The organism is Streptomyces sp. NPDC021622 (assembly GCF_040640795.1).
Lineage (GTDB): Bacteria > Actinomycetota > Actinomycetes > Streptomycetales > Streptomycetaceae > Streptomyces.
In genome coordinates, this window is record NZ_JBFACK010000002.1 from 83,995 (window position 1) to 100,181 (window position 16,187).

At 71.5% G+C, this 16,187-nt stretch carries 13 protein-coding genes; 6 read left to right on the forward strand and 7 right to left on the reverse strand.

What is annotated here, in order from left to right; translation table 11 throughout:
• Positions 1-96: 96 nt before the first annotated feature.
• The gene (locus AB0G47_RS04840; RefSeq protein WP_360764114.1) at positions 97-807 is read right to left on the reverse strand and encodes a TetR/AcrR family transcriptional regulator C-terminal domain-containing protein; all 711 of its coding nucleotides are present in this window, start codon (positions 805-807) and stop codon (positions 97-99) included.
• A 116-nt stretch (positions 808-923) separates the two neighbouring features.
• Between AB0G47_RS04840 and AB0G47_RS04845 the strand changes: the two genes are divergently transcribed.
• The 6 genes from AB0G47_RS04845 (at position 924) to AB0G47_RS04870 (ending at position 8,133) form a co-directional block, all read left to right on the forward strand.
• Complete coding sequence (locus AB0G47_RS04845) at positions 924-1,568, forward strand: NAD(P)H-binding protein (protein WP_360764115.1); 645 nt, start codon at positions 924-926, stop codon at positions 1,566-1,568.
• 615 nt (positions 1,569-2,183) lie between these two features.
• A complete protein-coding gene (locus AB0G47_RS04850) occupies positions 2,184-3,350 on the forward strand; it encodes a transposase (RefSeq protein ID WP_360764117.1) in 1,167 nt (388 codons plus the stop codon).
• Between the two features lie 264 nt (positions 3,351-3,614).
• On the forward strand, positions 3,615-4,787 hold the full coding sequence (locus tag AB0G47_RS04855) for a 3-deoxy-7-phosphoheptulonate synthase (protein WP_360764119.1): 1,173 nt from the start codon (positions 3,615-3,617) through the stop codon (positions 4,785-4,787).
• A gap of 53 nt (positions 4,788-4,840) precedes the next feature.
• Positions 4,841-5,611, forward strand: a complete 771-nt coding sequence (locus tag AB0G47_RS04860) for a 2,3-dihydro-2,3-dihydroxybenzoate dehydrogenase (protein ID WP_360764121.1) — start codon at positions 4,841-4,843, stop codon at positions 5,609-5,611.
• Positions 5,612-5,638: 27 nt separating this feature from the next.
• Positions 5,639-6,262, forward strand: coding sequence for an isochorismatase family protein (locus AB0G47_RS04865; RefSeq protein ID WP_360764122.1), 624 nt, complete (start codon positions 5,639-5,641; stop codon positions 6,260-6,262).
• Positions 6,259-8,133, forward strand: a complete 1,875-nt coding sequence (locus tag AB0G47_RS04870) for a chorismate-binding protein (protein ID WP_360764124.1) — start codon at positions 6,259-6,261, stop codon at positions 8,131-8,133. Before AB0G47_RS04865 ends, AB0G47_RS04870 begins: the two co-directional genes overlap by 4 nt.
• Positions 8,134-8,263: 130 nt before the next feature.
• On the opposite strand, the gene AB0G47_RS04875 is transcribed toward AB0G47_RS04870, so the two are convergent.
• From AB0G47_RS04875 to AB0G47_RS04900, 6 genes are all read right to left on the reverse strand, one after another.
• On the reverse strand, positions 8,264-9,655 hold the full coding sequence (locus AB0G47_RS04875; RefSeq protein WP_360764126.1) for a lyase family protein: 1,392 nt from the start codon (positions 9,653-9,655) through the stop codon (positions 8,264-8,266).
• Entirely contained in the window at positions 9,652-11,628 is a 1,977-nt protein-coding gene (locus AB0G47_RS04880; RefSeq protein ID WP_360764128.1) for an FAD/NAD(P)-binding protein, read from the reverse strand. The genes AB0G47_RS04875 and AB0G47_RS04880 overlap by 4 nt, the downstream gene beginning before the upstream one ends.
• Complete coding sequence (locus AB0G47_RS04885; protein ID WP_360764130.1) at positions 11,625-12,815, reverse strand: FAD-dependent monooxygenase; 1,191 nt, start codon at positions 12,813-12,815, stop codon at positions 11,625-11,627. The genes AB0G47_RS04880 and AB0G47_RS04885 overlap by 4 nt, the downstream gene beginning before the upstream one ends.
• An 8-nt stretch (positions 12,816-12,823) precedes the next feature.
• On the reverse strand, positions 12,824-14,395 hold the full coding sequence (locus AB0G47_RS04890; protein ID WP_360764132.1) for an AMP-binding protein: 1,572 nt from the start codon (positions 14,393-14,395) through the stop codon (positions 12,824-12,826).
• Between the two features lie 154 nt (positions 14,396-14,549).
• Positions 14,550-15,092: an SRPBCC family protein gene (locus AB0G47_RS04895; RefSeq protein ID WP_360764134.1), complete on the reverse strand. Its 543-nt coding sequence runs from the start codon at positions 15,090-15,092 to the stop codon at positions 14,550-14,552.
• 96 nt (positions 15,093-15,188) lie between these two features.
• Positions 15,189-16,175 (reverse strand): NADPH:quinone reductase, encoded by a 987-nt coding sequence (locus tag AB0G47_RS04900; RefSeq protein ID WP_360764135.1) that lies wholly within the window; start codon positions 16,173-16,175, stop codon positions 15,189-15,191.
• Positions 16,176-16,187: the final 12 nt, after the last annotated feature.

Here is a 16,187-nt window from a genome sequence, read left to right on the forward strand (position 1 = left end):
TGTCACACATCAGAACAGTCGGCGCTCGCGTCACGGTCCAGCGAAGCTGTACGGATCTGTCAGGTGGTGCGCCGCCGAGCGATCAATTTCAGCTGATCATGGAGTGCGGTCGATCTGCGCCTGGAGCCCGTCGAGGGCGTACCGCAGACCCAGGTGGAAGTTCTGCTCCCAGTCGTCGTCGAGCAGGTACTCATGGCCCGCGAGCGTCGGATAGGAGTCCCGGTGGCGGCGCAACTGCTCCTGGGCCGCGACCCGTTCGCTGTCGGACCAGCTGAGGCTCGACTGACTGGACGTGGATCCCTGGAGGTGGCTGTAGAGCAGCCAGCAGGCGGCAGTGACCGCCTTGCCCCGGAAGCCGACGCGCACCAGGGAGGCCTGCAGGAATTCCATCCAGGCGAGGAAGTTCGGTCCGATCGCGGGCCGTTGACGCAGCGGCAGGGCGGCTGACCAGGGGTGGCGCAGGAGCATGGCCCGGCAGTCCGTGAGGAGCGCGACGATGTCCTCCCGCCAGTCCCCGGAGCCCTTGTCGGGCAGCGATGTCTCGCCAAAGATGGCATCGATCGCCAGGTCGATCACGTCACCCTTGGTCTTGATGTGCCAATACAGCGTCGTGGTGCCGACGCCGAGCCGCTCTGCGAGGTGACGCATGGTCAGCCGGTCCATGCCCTCCTCGTCGAGGAGCGCGACCGCCCCCTCGGTGATGCGCTCCAGGGTCAGCGGCGGCACCGAGCGCGGTACCGGCGGGCGCAGCCAGACACTGCTCGCGACGTCCGCACCGGTCGAATTGTTCCCCCGTGGCTTGTTCACGACGATGCCACCAGCCTTTCCGGCTCTCGTGCTCTCTGCCCGACCATGGTAGTACGTTGATCCATGCGATCGAGCGTTGTACGGGTACCAGAACATTGTTCGGGCAGGAGGAGAGTGTGAAGCTCGTGGTGCTCGGCGCCAACGGAGCCACTGGACGTCTGGTCGTTTCGATGGCCGTCGCGGCGGGCCACTCGGTCACGGCCATCGCCCGGCGGCCCAAGGAGTTCCCGTTCTTCGACCGGGAACTGCAGGTGGCCGAGGTCGACGTGCGGGACGCGGAAGCGGTGGACTGGGTCGTGGCGGGCCATGACGCGGTCGTCTCGGTCATCGGCGTACCCCCGACCAGGCGGCCCGTCACCGTCTACTCGGAGAGCGCAGGCAACATCGTCAACTCGATGACCACGCACGGGATGCGGCGCCTGGTGTGCGTCAGCTCCGCCGGCCTCGACCGGGCCGCGCGATCCGCCCGCACGCTGTCGCGCCGGGAGGCGCACCGCCGCCTCTTCCAGGCACGGATGCTCGGCGTGCACAGGGACATGGGGCGCATGGAGAGCATCGTCAGGAGCAGCGCGCTCGACTGGACGATCGTGCGGCCGGGCCGCCTCTGGGGCGCGGGCCGCACCGACTACCGGATCTCTCCGCACGCCCTGCCCGGCGCCCGGACGTCCCGCGGGGACCTCGCCGATCTTCTCCTGCGTCAGACGGCGCAGGACGGCCCGGCGGGCACGACCGTGTACGTCTCGTCCGGCGACCGCTGCTGATTCCCCGTCAGCACGTCGCCCGACCAGGCCTGAAGTCGCATTCCCCGGGATCGCGCTGATTCTTTCGGTTCGACTGCGCCTTCTGCAAGGGCCTCGCACTTTCATCTCACCGTTCCGGTGATTCATCCGCCGGCTCCGGTGCTTTGTGCGTCGCATTTGTGGTGCCGGTGCCCTACTCCGCGACAGTGAAGCACCCGTGAAATGTCGTCAACGTGGCCGATAATAGTCCGTCACGTTCGACGGTATGCCCCTGTTCCCGACGGTGCGTTCTGCCACTTCAGTGAGTGAGGTGACAGATGTCAATCACAACCGTGGAGGAATGCTCCGAGGCGCCATAACATCATGTCCGCTTTGGCGAGTTTTGCGGCCGCCGAGGGGAGGGGGGCGAGCTCGGACACGTGGTGGCGCGGGTCGTACGCGGGTCGTACGCGACTAATACGCGTCGCCACGAAGGTGCACAGGGAAACGGCACGAGCCATTCGAGGGCATTTGCTTGCCTGACGGGAGTCGTATGTTCGGGGGTATCCTGTGACTGCAGCGCCTTTGCCGCTGACCACCACACAAACGGGAGCAAGGGGAGCGAATAGATTCCTTGACGAAAGTGTCAGCGATGATGTGCTCCAGGAAATTTCGAGATCCCTATTTGCGTCGCTACCCCGCACCGATCAGCGCAATAAGGGCGTTGCGTATGTGAAGGGCCTGCTCAAGGTCACCGGACGGAAATCCATCAGGAACATCGCGAATCTCATGGGCGGTCGGGCGACCGATCAGAGTTTGCATCACTTCATCAGCGAATCGACCTGGGACTGGATGCCGGTACGCCAGGCCCTGTCCCGGTATCTGGTGCCGCGCCTCCCCGTGGAGGCCTGGGTGGTGCAGAACACCGTGATCCGCAAGGCAGGACAGCACTCCGTCGGCGTCGACCGCCGGTTCGTCCCGGCCGAGGGCCGGGTGCTCAACGCCCAGCAGGCGGTCAGTGTCTGGGCCGCGTCGGGCGGGCGCAGCAGCCCGGTCGACTGGGGCCTCCATCTCCCCCGGGTCTGGATAGACGACGGATCCCGCCGCAGCCGCGCCTCCATACCGGACACCGCCGAGGAGGAGCCGCTGACCGACCGGGCCGCCAATCTCTGTGTCGACATGATGACGGAGTGGGCCATGCCGGTGCGCCCGGTGGTCCTGGACGCACGCGCCATGTACGTCCCCACCATCGTGAACCGGCTCGGCCGGCGGGGCATCCCCATGATGGCGCGCATCGACGAGTCGGTCCCGCTGGTCGTCACCGACCCGGCGCTCACCGGTCACCACGGCTCCGCGAAGATGCAGGCGTGGGAGGTGGCGCGGGCGTCCAACGGCTTCCGGCACCCCGTCCGTTGGCACCAGCCCGGCGTGAGCGGCGGCTTATGGACCGGGCAGCTGGCCACCGTGACGGTGAAGCTGCCCTCGGGGCGACCGGGCATCCTGCGGTCGGGAACGGGACGGCCGCTGACCCTGGTCGCCCTCTCCAGGCGGGGCAGGCCGCAGGACGCGCCGCAGCTCTGGCTCACCGATCTGACGCGCGTCAAGCCGACCGTGCTGCTCACGCTGTGCACGCTGCTCGACCGCGTCGAGGACGACTATCTGCAGGTGTCCAAGGCCGTGGGCATCGAGGACTACGTGGGCCGGTCCTTCGAGGGGTGGCATCGGCACATGACCCTGGCATCGGCCGCGCACGCGATCACCGTGCTGACCGCGGCGGCCGCATCGGGCGGGCAGGCGACGACCGGGACGCGGCTCGGCACCTGACGAAGTGCTGAGCGGCGTGTTGTCGCCTCCCTTGCGCCCATAACAGGATCAGTGCCATCGCAGGATCAGCTCCGTCGAACGATCCGCCGCATCACTGCATGCCGGGGGCGCCGACACCCCCGCTCCGTGACCCGCCGACGGCGGCCGGAGCGGGGGCGGTGTCCACGCCCCGGCCAGGCCCGCGCACGGCGCTCCGTGCTGCCGCGTCCTCCCACCCATCCGCGCGACACATCTGCGCACCGGTCATCCCCTCAGGAGAGATCAGTGGACAACCCCGTGCTCGAATTCGGATCGAAGCAGGCCGGCCAGCAGCCGCGGTGGGACGACGAGGAGGCCGTACGACGGGTACGGCAGCGACTCCGGGACGCTCCCGGCCTGGTCGGATCCGACGACGTACACGCCCTGCGTTCGGCCCTGGCCCAAGTCGCCTCCGGCGCCGCCCATGTGGTGCAGGCGGGCGACTGCGCGGAGGATCCCGACGAGTGCACCGCGGCCCATGTCGCCCGCAAGGTGGGCCTGATCGGTCTGCTCGCGGACGAGATGACGGCGGCCACGCACCGCCCGGTGGTCCGCGTGGGCAGGATGGCGGGGCAGTTCGGCAAGCCCCGCTCGAAGCCGACGGAATGGGTCGGCGACGTCGAACTCCCCGTCTACAGAGGGCACTTGGTCAACGGGCCCGAGCCGAACCCGCGGGCAAGGCGGCCGGATCCGCTGCGCATGGAGCGGTGCTACCGCGCGTCCGACGAGGTCCTTCGCCACCTCGGCTGGCGCCGCCGCCCCGAGGAGTTACCGGTCGAGCCGCCCGTCTGGACCAGCCATGAGGCACTCGTACTCGACTATGAAGTCCCCTTGCTGCGTACGGAGTCCACGGGCGCGCTCTATCTGGCCTCCACGCACTGGCCGTGGATCGGTGACCGCACCCGTCAGGTCGACGGAGCGCACGTCGCCCTGCTCTCCGCGGTGGCCAACCCCGTCGCCTGCAAGGTCGGCCCGGGCATGACCGCAGGTGAACTGCTCGCGCTGTGCGAGCGGTTGGACCCGGACCGGGTGCCGGGCAGGCTCACCCTGATCGCCCGGATGGGCGCCCAGCTCGCCGCCCGGGGTCTTCCGCCGCTGGTGTCGGCGGTGCGCGCCGCCGGGCACCCCGTCATCTGGCTCTGCGACCCGATGCACGCCAACACCGTCACCACCCCGGCCGGACGCAAGACGCGCTACGTGGAGTGGATCGCGCAGGAGGTGCGGGACTTCCGGGCGGCGGTCCTGGCGGGCGGCGGTGTCGCCGGCGGGCTGCACCTGGAGACCACGCCGGACGACGTGACCGAATGCGCCCCGAATCCGTCGGCCGCCGATCAGGTGCACGAGACGTACACGAGTCTGTGCGATCCGCGGCTCCGCCCGGATCAGGCGGTGTCTGTCGTCGGGGCCTGGCAGGCCTAGGCCCCAGGCCCCACGGCGGGAGCCAACAACCCTACGGACTAAGGAGAATCCACATGGAAGGCAAGGTCGCTCTGGTCACCGGAGCAGCGGGAGGGATCGGCAGCGCGGTGGCCCGTGCGCTCGCCGAGGACGGCATGGCTGTGGCCGCCGTGGACCGGGACGCCGAGGGGCTCGACAACGTCGTGCGGAAGCTGACCGCCGACGGACTTGTCGCCGAGGCGTTCTTGGCCGACATCACCGACCGGGCCGAGGTCGACCGCATGGTCGACCGGGTCGAGCGTCGACTGGGCCCGCTGGACCACCTCGTGAACACCGCGGGCGTGCTCCGGCTCGGCGAAGCCCGCCGGCTGTCCGCCGCCGACTGGGAGGGCACCTTCGCGGTCAACACCACGGGCGTGTTCCACATGTCGCAGGCGGTCGTGAACCGGATGGTGCCACGCCGTCAGGGCTCCATCGTCACGGTGGCGTCCAACGCGGCCGGCACCGCGCGCACCCACATGGCCGCCTACTCGGCGTCGAAGGCCGCCGCCACCATGTTCACCAAGTGCCTCGGCCTCGAGGTCGCCGAGCACGGGATCCGCTGCAATCTGGTCGCCCCAGGCTCCACCGACACCCCGATGCTCACCTCGATGTGGCACGACGAGAGCGGGCCGCGCGGCACCCTCGACGGCAAGCCCGAGGAGTACCGCCTGGGCATTCCGCTGCGCAAGCTGGCCCGGCCCGACGACATCGCCGACGCCGTCGTCTTCCTGCTCTCCGACCGGGCCGCGCACATCACCCTGCACAGCCTCACGGTCGACGGCGGCGCCACGCTCGGCATGTAGTCCCCGCCCATGTTCGAAAGGATCTCCATGACCGGCCTGCCCCTCATAGAACCCTACGAGCTGCCGAGCACCGGCGAGCTGCCCGAAGCCGTCGCACCGTGGACCGCCGAGCCGGACCGCGCGGTGCTCCTTGTGCACGACATGCAGGAGTACTTCCTCCGGCCGTTCCCCCAGGCCCTGCGGCAGCCGCTGGTGGACAACATCGCCCGGCTGCGCGAGAACTGCGCCTCACTCGACGTGCGCGTCGCCTACACGGCGCAGCCCGGCGACATGAGCGACGCCGACCGCGGGCTCCTGAAGGACTTCTGGGGCCCCGGCATGCGGGGGGACTCCGAACACCGCGCTGTCACACGGGAGTTGACCCCCGCGCCCGACGACTGGGTGTTCACCAAGTGGCGTTACAGCGCCTTCTTCCGCTCGGAACTCCTGGAGCGGATGCGCGCCCAGGGGCGCGACCAGCTGATCCTCTGCGGCATCTACGCCCACCTGGGCGTCCTGATGACCGCGGTCGACGCGTTCAGCAACGACATCGAGACGTTCCTGGTGGCCGACGCCGTCGCCGACTTCTCGGCCGAGCGCCACCAGTTGGCCCTCGACTACGCGGCACGCTCCTGCGCCGTCGTCACCACGGTGAAGGAGGTCCTCGCATGACATCCGGCGCGTTCGACAAGGTGCTGGCGACGCAGCCGCCGCCCTTCGCCCTGATCCACCGTTCGACGGCGGACGGCGAGGCCCGGCTCGACGTGCTGCTCGGCGAGGTCGACGCCTGGCCCGAGCTCGGCGCGATCCCGCTCCCGGAGCAGGGGCCCCACGGCACCGGCGCCCGGCACGACGTGCTGGCCCTTGTGCCCTACCGGCAGATCCGCGAACGCGGATTCGCGGGCGTCGACGACGGCGCCCCGCTGCTCGCGCTGCGCGTGACCGAACAGGACACCGTTCGCCTCGCCGATGCGCTGGCCCGACTCCCCCGGGAGCCGACCGACCTCGTGGACGGCCGCTTCGTGCCGGACGACGCGGCGTACGCGGCCACGGTGCGCGACGTGATCGCGAACGAGATCGGCACGGGCGAGGGCGCGAACTTCGTCATCCGGCGCTCGTACCGGGCCCGGATCCGGGACTACACGCTGCGCAGCGCGCTGTCGTTCTTCCGCAACCTCCTGGAGACCGAGTCCGGCGCCTACTGGACGTACGTCGTGCACACCGGCACGCGCACCTTCGTCGGCGCGTCCCCGGAGCGGCACGTCAGCCTCAAGGACGGCACGGCGGTGATGAACCCGATCAGCGGGACCTACCGCTATCCGCCCGCGGGGCCCGCGCTGCCCGGGGTCCTGGAGTTCCTCGCGGACGAGAAGGAGACCGACGAGCTGTACATGGTCCTCGACGAAGAGCTGAAGATGATGGCCCGCATCTGCGAGGACGGCGGCCGCGTGGTGGGCCCCTATCTGAAGGAGATGACCCGCCTCGCGCACACCGAGTACTTCATCGAGGGACGCAGCGACCGCGACCCGAGGGAGATCCTGCGCGAGACACTGCTCGCCCCCACGGTCACCGGGAGCCCCCTGGAGAGCGCCTGCCGGGTGATCGAGCGGTACGAGCCCGAGGGCCGCGGCTACTACAGCGGTGTCCTCGCGCTCATCGGCCGGGACGAGCGGGACGCCCGCACCCTCGACTCCGCCATCCTCATCCGCACCGCCGAGATAGCCGGCGACGGGCAGCTCGACATCGGCGTCGGCGCGACGCTGGTGCGCCACTCCGACCCGGCCGCCGAGGCGGCGGAGACCCGGGCGAAGGCGGCCGGTCTGCTCGCCGCCCTGGAGGGCGGGCGCGGTTCCGGGTACGCCGAGCACCCCCACGTCCGTACGGCGCTCGCCGAACGCAACGCCTCGATCGCCCGCTTCTGGCTCGACGGGCGCGGTGCGCAGGTGCCCCGACTGCCGGCCCTGGACGGCGCGAAGGTCCTGGTCGTCGACGCGGAGGACACCTTCACCGCGATGCTCCGGCATCAACTTGCCGCCCTGGGGCTGTCCGTGACGGTGCGCAGGTTCGACGAGGCCCACTCCTTCGACGGGTACGACTTCGTCCTCCTCGGCCCGGGGCCCGGCGATCCGCGGGCCGCCGGACATCCGAAGGTCGACCGGCTGCGCGCGGCCGTCGACACGCTCCTTGCCGAGCGCCGGCCCTTTCTCGCCGTCTGCTTCAGCCACCAAGTGCTGTGCACGCGGCTGGGGTTCGACCTGTTCCGCAGGGACACCCCGAACCAGGGCACGCAGCGGGAGATCGATCTCTTCGGTGCGCGGGAGACGGTCGGCTTCTACAACACGTTCGAGGCCCGGTGGAACGAGGACAAGACGGAGTGCGCGGGCGTGGGCCAGGTGGAGCTGAGCCGGGACCGCGAGACCGGCGAGGTGTACGCGCTGCGCGGGCCGCACTTCGCCTCCGTGCAGTTCCACGCGGAGTCGGTGCTCACCCAGGAGGGCGAGCGGATCCTCGCCGAACTGCTGACCCACGTCGCCGAAGGGTGAGGAGCGGGGAGCACGGGGAGGACGGCGCGCGAAACGGCCGGCCGGGTGGACGACCCGGCCGGCTCTTTCGTGCGCTGCGTCGCTGCGTCGGTGCGTCGGTGCGTCGGTGCGTTGGGATGCGTACGTTCCGTCAGGGCGCCGGCGGGGCCGCGGCCCGCAGCGCCCGGTCGACGAGCGGCCCCGCGGCGCCCGTGTACCCGGTGGGGTCGCACAGCTCCGCGAGCTCCCCGGCGCCGAGCCCAAGGCCGGGTACGGCACCGAGGACCTCGGCCAGCGTCCTGCCGCTCTCCTCGGCCTCGCGGGACGCCCCGTCGAGCAGGCTCCTCGCCTCCGCCGCACCGCGCAGGGGCGCGAGGGCGGCGGCGACGCGCTCGGCGACGATCCGGGAACCGGTGAGTCCCAGGTTCTCCCGCATCCGCCGGGGGCTCACCCGCAGGCCACGGGCCAGCTCCACCGCCGTATGGGCGGAACCGCCGGTCAGGCGCAGGCACTCGCGCAGCAGTTGCCACTCCGCGTGCCAGGCGCCCGCGGAACGCTCGTCCTCCGAGAGCAGACACTGCGTCAGACCCGTTGCGATGGGCGGCACTTGGAGCGCCGCGCTGCGCAACAGCGTGGCGAGGACCGGGTTGCGCTTGTGGGGCATGGCCGACGACACGCCCCGTCCCGGACCGCCCGGCTCGGCGACCTCGGCGACCTCGGTCCTTGCCAGGGACTGCACATCGACCGCGATCTTCCCGAGCCCCCCGGCGGTGAACGCGAGGGCCGCGCCCAGGTCGGCCATCGGCGTGCGCAGGGCGTGCCAGGGCAGCACCGGCCTGGCGAGCCCCGTCTCGTCGGCGAACGCCTCGATCAGCCGGTCGGGATAGGCGTCCGCCGCAGGTCCGCTGAGCCGGGCCGATGCCAGATAGCCGGCGAGGGTGCCCGCGGCGCCGCCGAGCGCCACGGGCAGCGAAGCGTCCACGACGGCGAGGCGCCGGTCGGCGTCGAGGACCAACTGCCGCCAGCCCGCCGCCTTCAGGCCGAAGGTCGTCGGCACCGCGTGCAGGGCCAGGGTGCGTCCCGCCATCGGGGTGTCGCGGTGCTCGGCCGCGTGGCGTGCCAGTGCGTCGGCCGTCGCCGCGAGGTCGGACCGGATCAGCCGCAGGGTGCGCCGGGCCACCAGCATCGCGCCCGTGTCGAAGACGTCCTGGCTGGTGGACCCCCGGTGCACGAACTCGGCCGCCGTCGGGGCTTCGGCCTTGACCGCGTCGGTCAGCGCCCGCACCAGGCCGACCACGGGGTTGGCGGTCTCCCGGGCGCCGACCGCGATCGCCCGCAGGTCGAGCCGCTCGGCGCGGGCGGCCCGGGTGATCGCCTCGGCCGCGGTGTGCGGGACCGCGCCGAGCCGGGCCTGGGCCCGGGCGAGCGCGGCCTCGGCGTCCAGCATGGCCTGCAGCCAGGCCATGTCGGACACCGCGGCCTCGGCCGGTGTGCCCGCACGGACCGGGGAAAGCAGTCCGGCGTCGACGAGTGCGTCGGTCATACGATCACTCCCGTGAGAGACGTGTCGCCTTCCCGAGGGGCCACGGCCCGCTGTTCGGGGGCCTGTCGGGCCGGGGCGAGGGACAGCACGGCGCGCGCGATGGCGTCGGCGTCGCCAAGCGTCACCGAGTCGACGCCGGGCCGGACGCCGGCGGCCGTCACCCAGTGCACCGACTCGGTGGGGACGCCGTAGGCGAACCGCCTTGGGTGCGCGCGGCCTTGTCCGTCCACGACCCGGCACGGCCGCTCGGTGACGGCGAGGCCACCGGTCTCGTGGCTGACCCCGCAGTCGCCGTCGATGCGGTAGGGGCTGCACTGCTCGGTGATCAGCAGATGCCGCAGCAGCGGATCGGCGGTGCGGCGCACGTCGGGCAGCGGCAGCCGGGCCTCGATGAGGTGCCGGGAGCGCACGCGCTCTCCGGGGACGAACGACGACCGTGCGACGAAGGCCCCTTCTTCGGTGTCGATCCAGATCTGTGTGCCGGGTCCGGTGAGTTCCAGGACACCCGCCTCGATCAGCGCGGCCATCTCCTCGATCCGGGAGACCGGCGGGCCGATGGAGAGGAACGCGTTGAGCGGCGTGTACCAGGCCTCCAGTTCGTTCAGGTGGGATCCGCCTTCGAGACCGCCGTGGTCGACCACCAGACGCACTTCGTTGCGCAGGTCCCGCAGTACGTCGAGAGCTGCCTTCAGCGGGCTGCTCACGTTCCCGGTCCGCGCCTCCCGTGCGTCCTGCCGCAGGTAGCCGAGCAGCCAGCCGTGGAACTCGTCGCGGTCGGCGAAGTCGTGCCCGAGCCAGGGCCTGGCCAGGCGGTCCCAGTCCCAGCGGTCGTCGGTGCCGATGGCGTGCTCGTCCAGGAGCGCGGCCCGGCGCGGTGGCGACGCGGCCAGGTAGCGCGAGACGAACGGCTCGGGATCGTCGCCGCGCGAGGTCAGCAGCGTCCCGTAGTAGACGCCTTCCACCTCCGCGGCGATCAGCGGCCATACGTCCGCCTCGAAGTGCACGCGCTCGCCCTCCTGGGCCCGCCCGCGCAGCCGGGCGATCACCGGCGGTGTCAGGAGCCGGGGGGTGTGGCGGCCGAACGCGCCCTTCTCGTTCTGTCCGCGCGCGTGGTACGGGACCCCGCGGCGCGAGCTGGCGTACAGCTGCGGCTCGCGGCCCGACGGACGGTAGACCAGGCGGTCGCCTGTCCGCTCGAAGACGCCGCCGCGGCCGATGGTGAACAGGGCCATGTAGTCGAAGAAGTTGAGGCCGAGCCCGCGCAGCAGGACCGGCTCGCCGGGTGCGGCGAACTCCGTGTCCACGTCGGCGGGGTTGGCCGGAGTGACGTAGGTGAGGTGGTGGATGCGCGCCAGACTCGCGGTGCGTTCCTGACGGGCGGTCAGCTGCGCCGGCAGGTGCCCCAGGGCGAGGACCACGGCGTCCAGGTCGTGGATGCGCGTGCCGTCCGCGAGCCGGACGCCCTGCGGTCCACCGGGCGTACCGCTGGTGTCCGCCATCGCCACGGCCCGCGAGCGGTGCACCCGGACGGTGACGTGCTCGGGAGCGCGGGCGGCCACCCGCCGGAAGGAGTCCCGCAGATACTGGCCGTACAGGGCGCGGGTGGGATAGGAGTCCGGGCCGAGCTCGCGTGCCTCGGCGAGGATCTGCTCGTCGTACGTGTCCGGTTCGCCCCAGCGGGCCACGCCGTCGGCCCACTCGTACAGGCTCGGTCCTGGCTCGATGGGCCCCTCGATCCGTGTGTCGTCGTCGGTGAACACGGTGATCTGCGAGGCCACGGTGTTGGTGAGCAGGTGGTGCGACTGGTCCGTGCGCCAGACCGCGCCGGCGCCGGGGGCGGCCGGGTCGACGACGTGCACGGTCACCGACGCGTACGACGGTGCCGTGCGCTCGTTGGCGCACAGCCGCTCCAGGACGCACAGACCCCGGGGTCCCGCCCCGACGATGCACACTTCGGCATGGGCGCCGCTCATGGCCGCACGCCCCGGGCGTCGGATTCGGGGGCCGAGTGCATCCACGCGACGTGGTCGTGCAGCTCCGTCGCGGACATGGCGGACAGCATCGCGTTCCTCGCTCTCGCTTCGGGCCCTGCGGGGTGCCACAGGCGGGTGCTCGCCCGGGCGGCGAGCGTGATCCGTGCGGTGCGTTCGCGCCGTTCGGCGGCGTACTTCTCGAACCGTTCGCCGATCGCGTCGGCCGGGTCGTCGAGCAGGTCGCCGAGGAGCACGGCGTCCTCCAGCGCCTGACAGGCGCCCTGGGCTGCGTAGTGCAGCATCGGATGGGCGGCGTCGCCGAGCAGCGCGACGCGTCCGTCGGTCCAGCGGTCCACCGGATCGCGGTCGACCAGCGACCACGACTTCCAGTCCTCGCCCAGGGCGAGCAGCCGTCGGGCCGTGTCGCCGAGACCGGCGAAGGCGCTGTGCACCTCCGGCGCCGCCACCGGCACTCCGGCGAACGCCTCGGTGACCCCGTTCTCGATGCTCGGGGCGAGGTTGAGGTAGCGGCCGCCGGCGATCGCGTAGTGCACGAAGTGCCGGCCCGGGCCTGCCCACCAGGTGACGGCGTTCCACCGCAGCTCCTCGGGGACCCGCTCCATCGGGACCACCGTCCGGTACACGGTGATGCCCACGACGCGCGGTTCGCCGTCGCCGACGAGCTGCCCGCGGATCGCCGACCTGATGCCGTCGGCCCCGATCACCGCGTCACCGGTGACCCGTGTCCCGTCTGCCAGCAGGGCGGTCGCGCTCGTATCGTCCTGGCGGTAGCCGATGACCTGGCTTGCGGCGCGCAGTTCGACCGCGCCCGAGCGGCGGCAGGCGTCAAGGAGCAGCCGGTACAGCTCGCCGCGGTGCACGACGACGTACGGACTGCCGAACCGGCGCCGGTAATCGCCGGTGAGCGGCATGCTCGTCACATGCTCGCCGCTCACCCCGTCCATGAACCGCAGTTCGTCGATGTGCACCGCGCAGTCGCGCACGGCATCGCCGACACCGAGCCGGTCGAGCGCGTGCAGGCCGTTGGGGGCCAGCTGGATCCCGGCGCCGATCTCGGCGAAGTCGGCGGAGCGTTCCAGTACGACCGCGCGGTGCCCGCGCCGGGCGACGGCGACGGCGGCCGCGAGCCCGCCGATACCGCCCCCGACGATGATCATCCTCGCCATGTCTGCCTCTATTCGGCCTGGGCGGCTGCCGTCAGCAGCTTCGCCAGTTCGAGACGCTTGATCTTCGTGGTCGCGGTCTGCGGCAGGTCCGTGAGCCGCCAGTGCACCGGGTCGGCCATCGCGGGAAGACCGGCCACGGCCCTGCGCCACTCGGCGAGGCTCACCGGCTCGTCGTCCTTGGTGCACACCACGGGTACGGCGGCGCCGTCCTCGCTCGGCACGATGATCACCTCGGAGAGCCGGTCGAGCTTCGCGAGCAGGGCGTCCTCGGCCGCGAGGGTGGAGCCGAAGCCGGGGATCAGGTCGACCTCGCGGTCGAGCAGGTGCAGGCAGCCCCGCTTGGTCCGGTAGCCCACGTCGCCCATCCGCCACCAACCGTCGCTCAACTGCCGTGCGTAGCGCTCGGATTCGCCCAGGTACGTCATGATGCGCCCGTCGCTGCGCACCTCGATGTGGCCGGGGTTCTGCTCCGAGGGCGGCTGTCCGTCGCGGCTGACCACGCGGACGTCGGTCATGCCGGGGAAGGGCACACCGACGCAGCGCCCGTCGTCGTCCGGCCGGTGCCGCCTGGTGAAGGCACGCACGACCGTGGGACCCACCTCGCTCTGCCCGTACAGCTGCCCGAACAGCGGTGCCCTGCGCCGCGATGCACGGAGCAGCCGGTGGACGGTGCGCGGGTGGATGGCGTCGAAGGTGCTGCTGAACAGCTTCACGTTGGCGAGCGGACCGCGCCGGTCGTCCGCCAACTCCTCCCAGCGCATGAAGGAGTTGGGGTGGGCCTCCAGGATGCCGGGGCGCAGCTGCACGAAGAGGTCGGCGGCCCGCTTGGGGTCCGAGTCGTTGAGTACGACGATGGGGAAGCCGTTGAGCAGCGAGATGGCAAGGGCGGTGAACAGCCGCGAGTGCACGAAGGAGACATGCATCGCGATGGTCTCGGGCTTGCGGATGACGGCCGCGATCGCCATCCGCTGCGGACGGTAACGCGCCTGGAGCGTGCGCCCGGTGTGCACGGCCAGCTTGGGCACTCCGGTCGTCCCTGAGGTGTGGGTGATCAGCGTGGGGTGGTCGGGCGGCATGGTGACCGGGTCGACGCGCCGGGCCCCGGCGAAGCGGGCGAGTTCGACGGCGCGCTCGTGCCGGCCGGAGGCGAGCAGCACGCTCTGCGCCAGCTCGAAGACCGAGTCGGGAAGTTCAAGCTCCAACTTGGCGCCGTCGGTGAGGAGATGGGGCCGGTCGGCGCGGCGGACCAGCTCGGCGACCGTGGCGCCGTCGAGCTTGGGAGAGAGCAGCACCGGCACCGCGCCGATCCGGGCGGCGGCGCAGGCGAGCAGGGTGATGTCGAAGCTGTCGGACTTGTGGATCACGACGCGTTCGCCGGGGCGTACCTTGGCCGCCCAGAGCCGGGATGCCTGCTCCGCGACCAGGTCCGCCATTTCCGCGACGGTCGCGCGGCGGCCGAGGTCCGGTGCCACGTCCAGGTCGTGGTCGAAGATCATGACGTTCGTGGGATGCCGGGACGCGGCACGGTCGAAGAGCGTCCCCAGCCTGATTCCACGGTTTGCTATGCGCTGCAGCAGCATGTTGTGTGCACCCTCTCGCCGGTCGCTGCGGAGAACTCAGGGGGTTCGGATTCCGGAACCGCACAGGGGGTTGGGGTTCCGGGTCGGTCGTCGTCGCGCGTGTGCGTCGTGCGTGTGCGTCGTGCGTCGTGCGTGTGATCGTGCGGCGTGCCGGTCAGCCAGCCTCGATGACCTTCTTGACGCGCTGCAGGGTGGCGGCCATGTCGGCGTCCAACTTGGCCGACCAGTCGGCGAAGAACCGCTGCCGCTCGGTGGCGTCCATGCCGGCGGTGATGCCGCGGATGCCTTCGGTGGGCGCTCCCATCCGGAAGTGGTGCACCAGGACGCAGCCTTGGTCCGCGGCCTCGATGTCGAAGGCCCATACGCTGTCCTGGCGGCGGCCCGAGCTGTCGCGCATCGCCCAGCGGAAGGTGCTGCCGGGTTCGGCCGCGACGACCTCCGCCTCGGTGGTCCACTTGCCGCGCACGACGGGCGCCCAGGCGACGACGTCCTCGGGGCGGTGGTTCTCGCCCCGGAACACGGCTCCCACGGTGGCGGCCTGCCCGGAGACCCAGCGTCCGCCGGTGCACTCGGTGCTCCACTCGCCGCAGCGCGGCAGGTCGCTGACGACCGCGTACGCCTCGGCCGCCGAGGAGGCGACCTCGGTCCGGACACTGATCTGGAAGAGCGTGGCGGGTTCGACTTCGGAATTCGTCATGGCCGGAAGCCTGGCCAGCGGAGCCGAGACGGGTCAACGACGGTCGTCCGGGTCCGTCAAGTCGGCCCCGCGGCAGGGCTTGTGGGGACTTCGCGATCAGAGCAGCCGGTCCGGAAGGAGCACGATGCGCCTGCCGTTCAACTCCCCCTTTTCCAGCCGGGCATGAGCCTCTGCCGCGGTGCTCAGCGGCCGCTCCTCGACCGCTCGGGCGCGCAACCGACCGGCCGCCATCAGCCGGTTGAGGGTGCGTGCCGCTTCGGCGAGTTCGGCGGTGGTGGCGCGCGAGATGACGAAGCCGGTGACGGAGCCGTCCTTGAGGTAGAGCGGGCCCACCGGGAGCACCGGGCGTGACCGGAGACCGGCCAGGAGCACGATGCGGCCCCGGAAGGCGAGCAGATCGACGGCGGCCGTCATGTCGTTGTGCCCGGAGGTGTCGACGACCAGGTCGACGCCGTGCGGCGACAACTCCCTTATCTGCTCCGGGAGTCGGGGATCGCGGTAGTCGATGACGGCCGTCGCGCCGAGCCGCAGACAGTGCTCCTCGTCCTCGGTCCTTGCCGTGGCGAGCACCCGCGCACCGGCCTCGGCGGCGAGGACGACCAGCGCGCTGCCGACGTTGCCGGCAGCTCCCGCGACGAGCACGGTCTCGCCGGCCCTCAACCGCCCGTGGGTGAACAGGGCCAGATAGCCGGTGGCCGACGGATGGAGCACGGCTGCCGCGTCCGTCGGCCGCACGCCGTCCGGCAGGTGATACAGCCGGTCCACGGGCGCCACGGCCCGCTCGGCCGCCGCGCCCTGCCGGCCCTCGTGTCCGAGACTGTTGCACCAGACCCGGTCCCCCACGGCGAAGCCCGTCGCACCGGGCCCCACCGAGGCGACGGTGCCCACGAGGTCACGGCCGACCACGAAGGGGAAGGTCACCCCCGTCCGCCAGGTGCCGGCTCTGATGAAGGTGTCCACCGGGTTGACCGTGGTGGCAAGGGTGTCGACCAGGACGTCTGTGGGCCCCGGTACCGGGGGCGGCAGTTCGCCGTGGCGGATGGCGTCGGGCGGCCCGAAATCGTCTATGTACGCTGCCTGCATGCGCCGCATGGT

Excerpts from the sequence above, each read along its gene's own strand:
- AB0G47_RS04875 (WP_360764126.1), bottom strand. The coding sequence starts at position 9,655 with ATGACCGACGCACTCGTCGACGCCGGACTGCTTTCCCCGGTCCGTGCG.
- AB0G47_RS04895 (WP_360764134.1), bottom strand. The coding sequence starts at position 15,092 with ATGACGAATTCCGAAGTCGAACCCGCCACGCTCTTCCAGATCAGTGTC.
- AB0G47_RS04890 (WP_360764132.1), bottom strand. The coding sequence starts at position 14,395 with ATGCTGCTGCAGCGCATAGCAAACCGTGGAATCAGGCTGGGGACGCTC.
- AB0G47_RS04870 (WP_360764124.1), top strand. The coding sequence starts at position 6,259 with ATGACATCCGGCGCGTTCGACAAGGTGCTGGCGACGCAGCCGCCGCCC.
- AB0G47_RS04860 (WP_360764121.1), top strand. The coding sequence starts at position 4,841 with ATGGAAGGCAAGGTCGCTCTGGTCACCGGAGCAGCGGGAGGGATCGGC.
- AB0G47_RS04885 (WP_360764130.1), bottom strand. The coding sequence starts at position 12,815 with ATGGCGAGGATGATCATCGTCGGGGGCGGTATCGGCGGGCTCGCGGCC.
- AB0G47_RS04900 (WP_360764135.1), bottom strand. The coding sequence starts at position 16,175 with ATGCAGGCAGCGTACATAGACGATTTCGGGCCGCCCGACGCCATCCGC.
- AB0G47_RS04865 (WP_360764122.1), top strand. The coding sequence starts at position 5,639 with ATGACCGGCCTGCCCCTCATAGAACCCTACGAGCTGCCGAGCACCGGC.
- AB0G47_RS04880 (WP_360764128.1), bottom strand. The coding sequence starts at position 11,628 with ATGAGCGGCGCCCATGCCGAAGTGTGCATCGTCGGGGCGGGACCCCGG.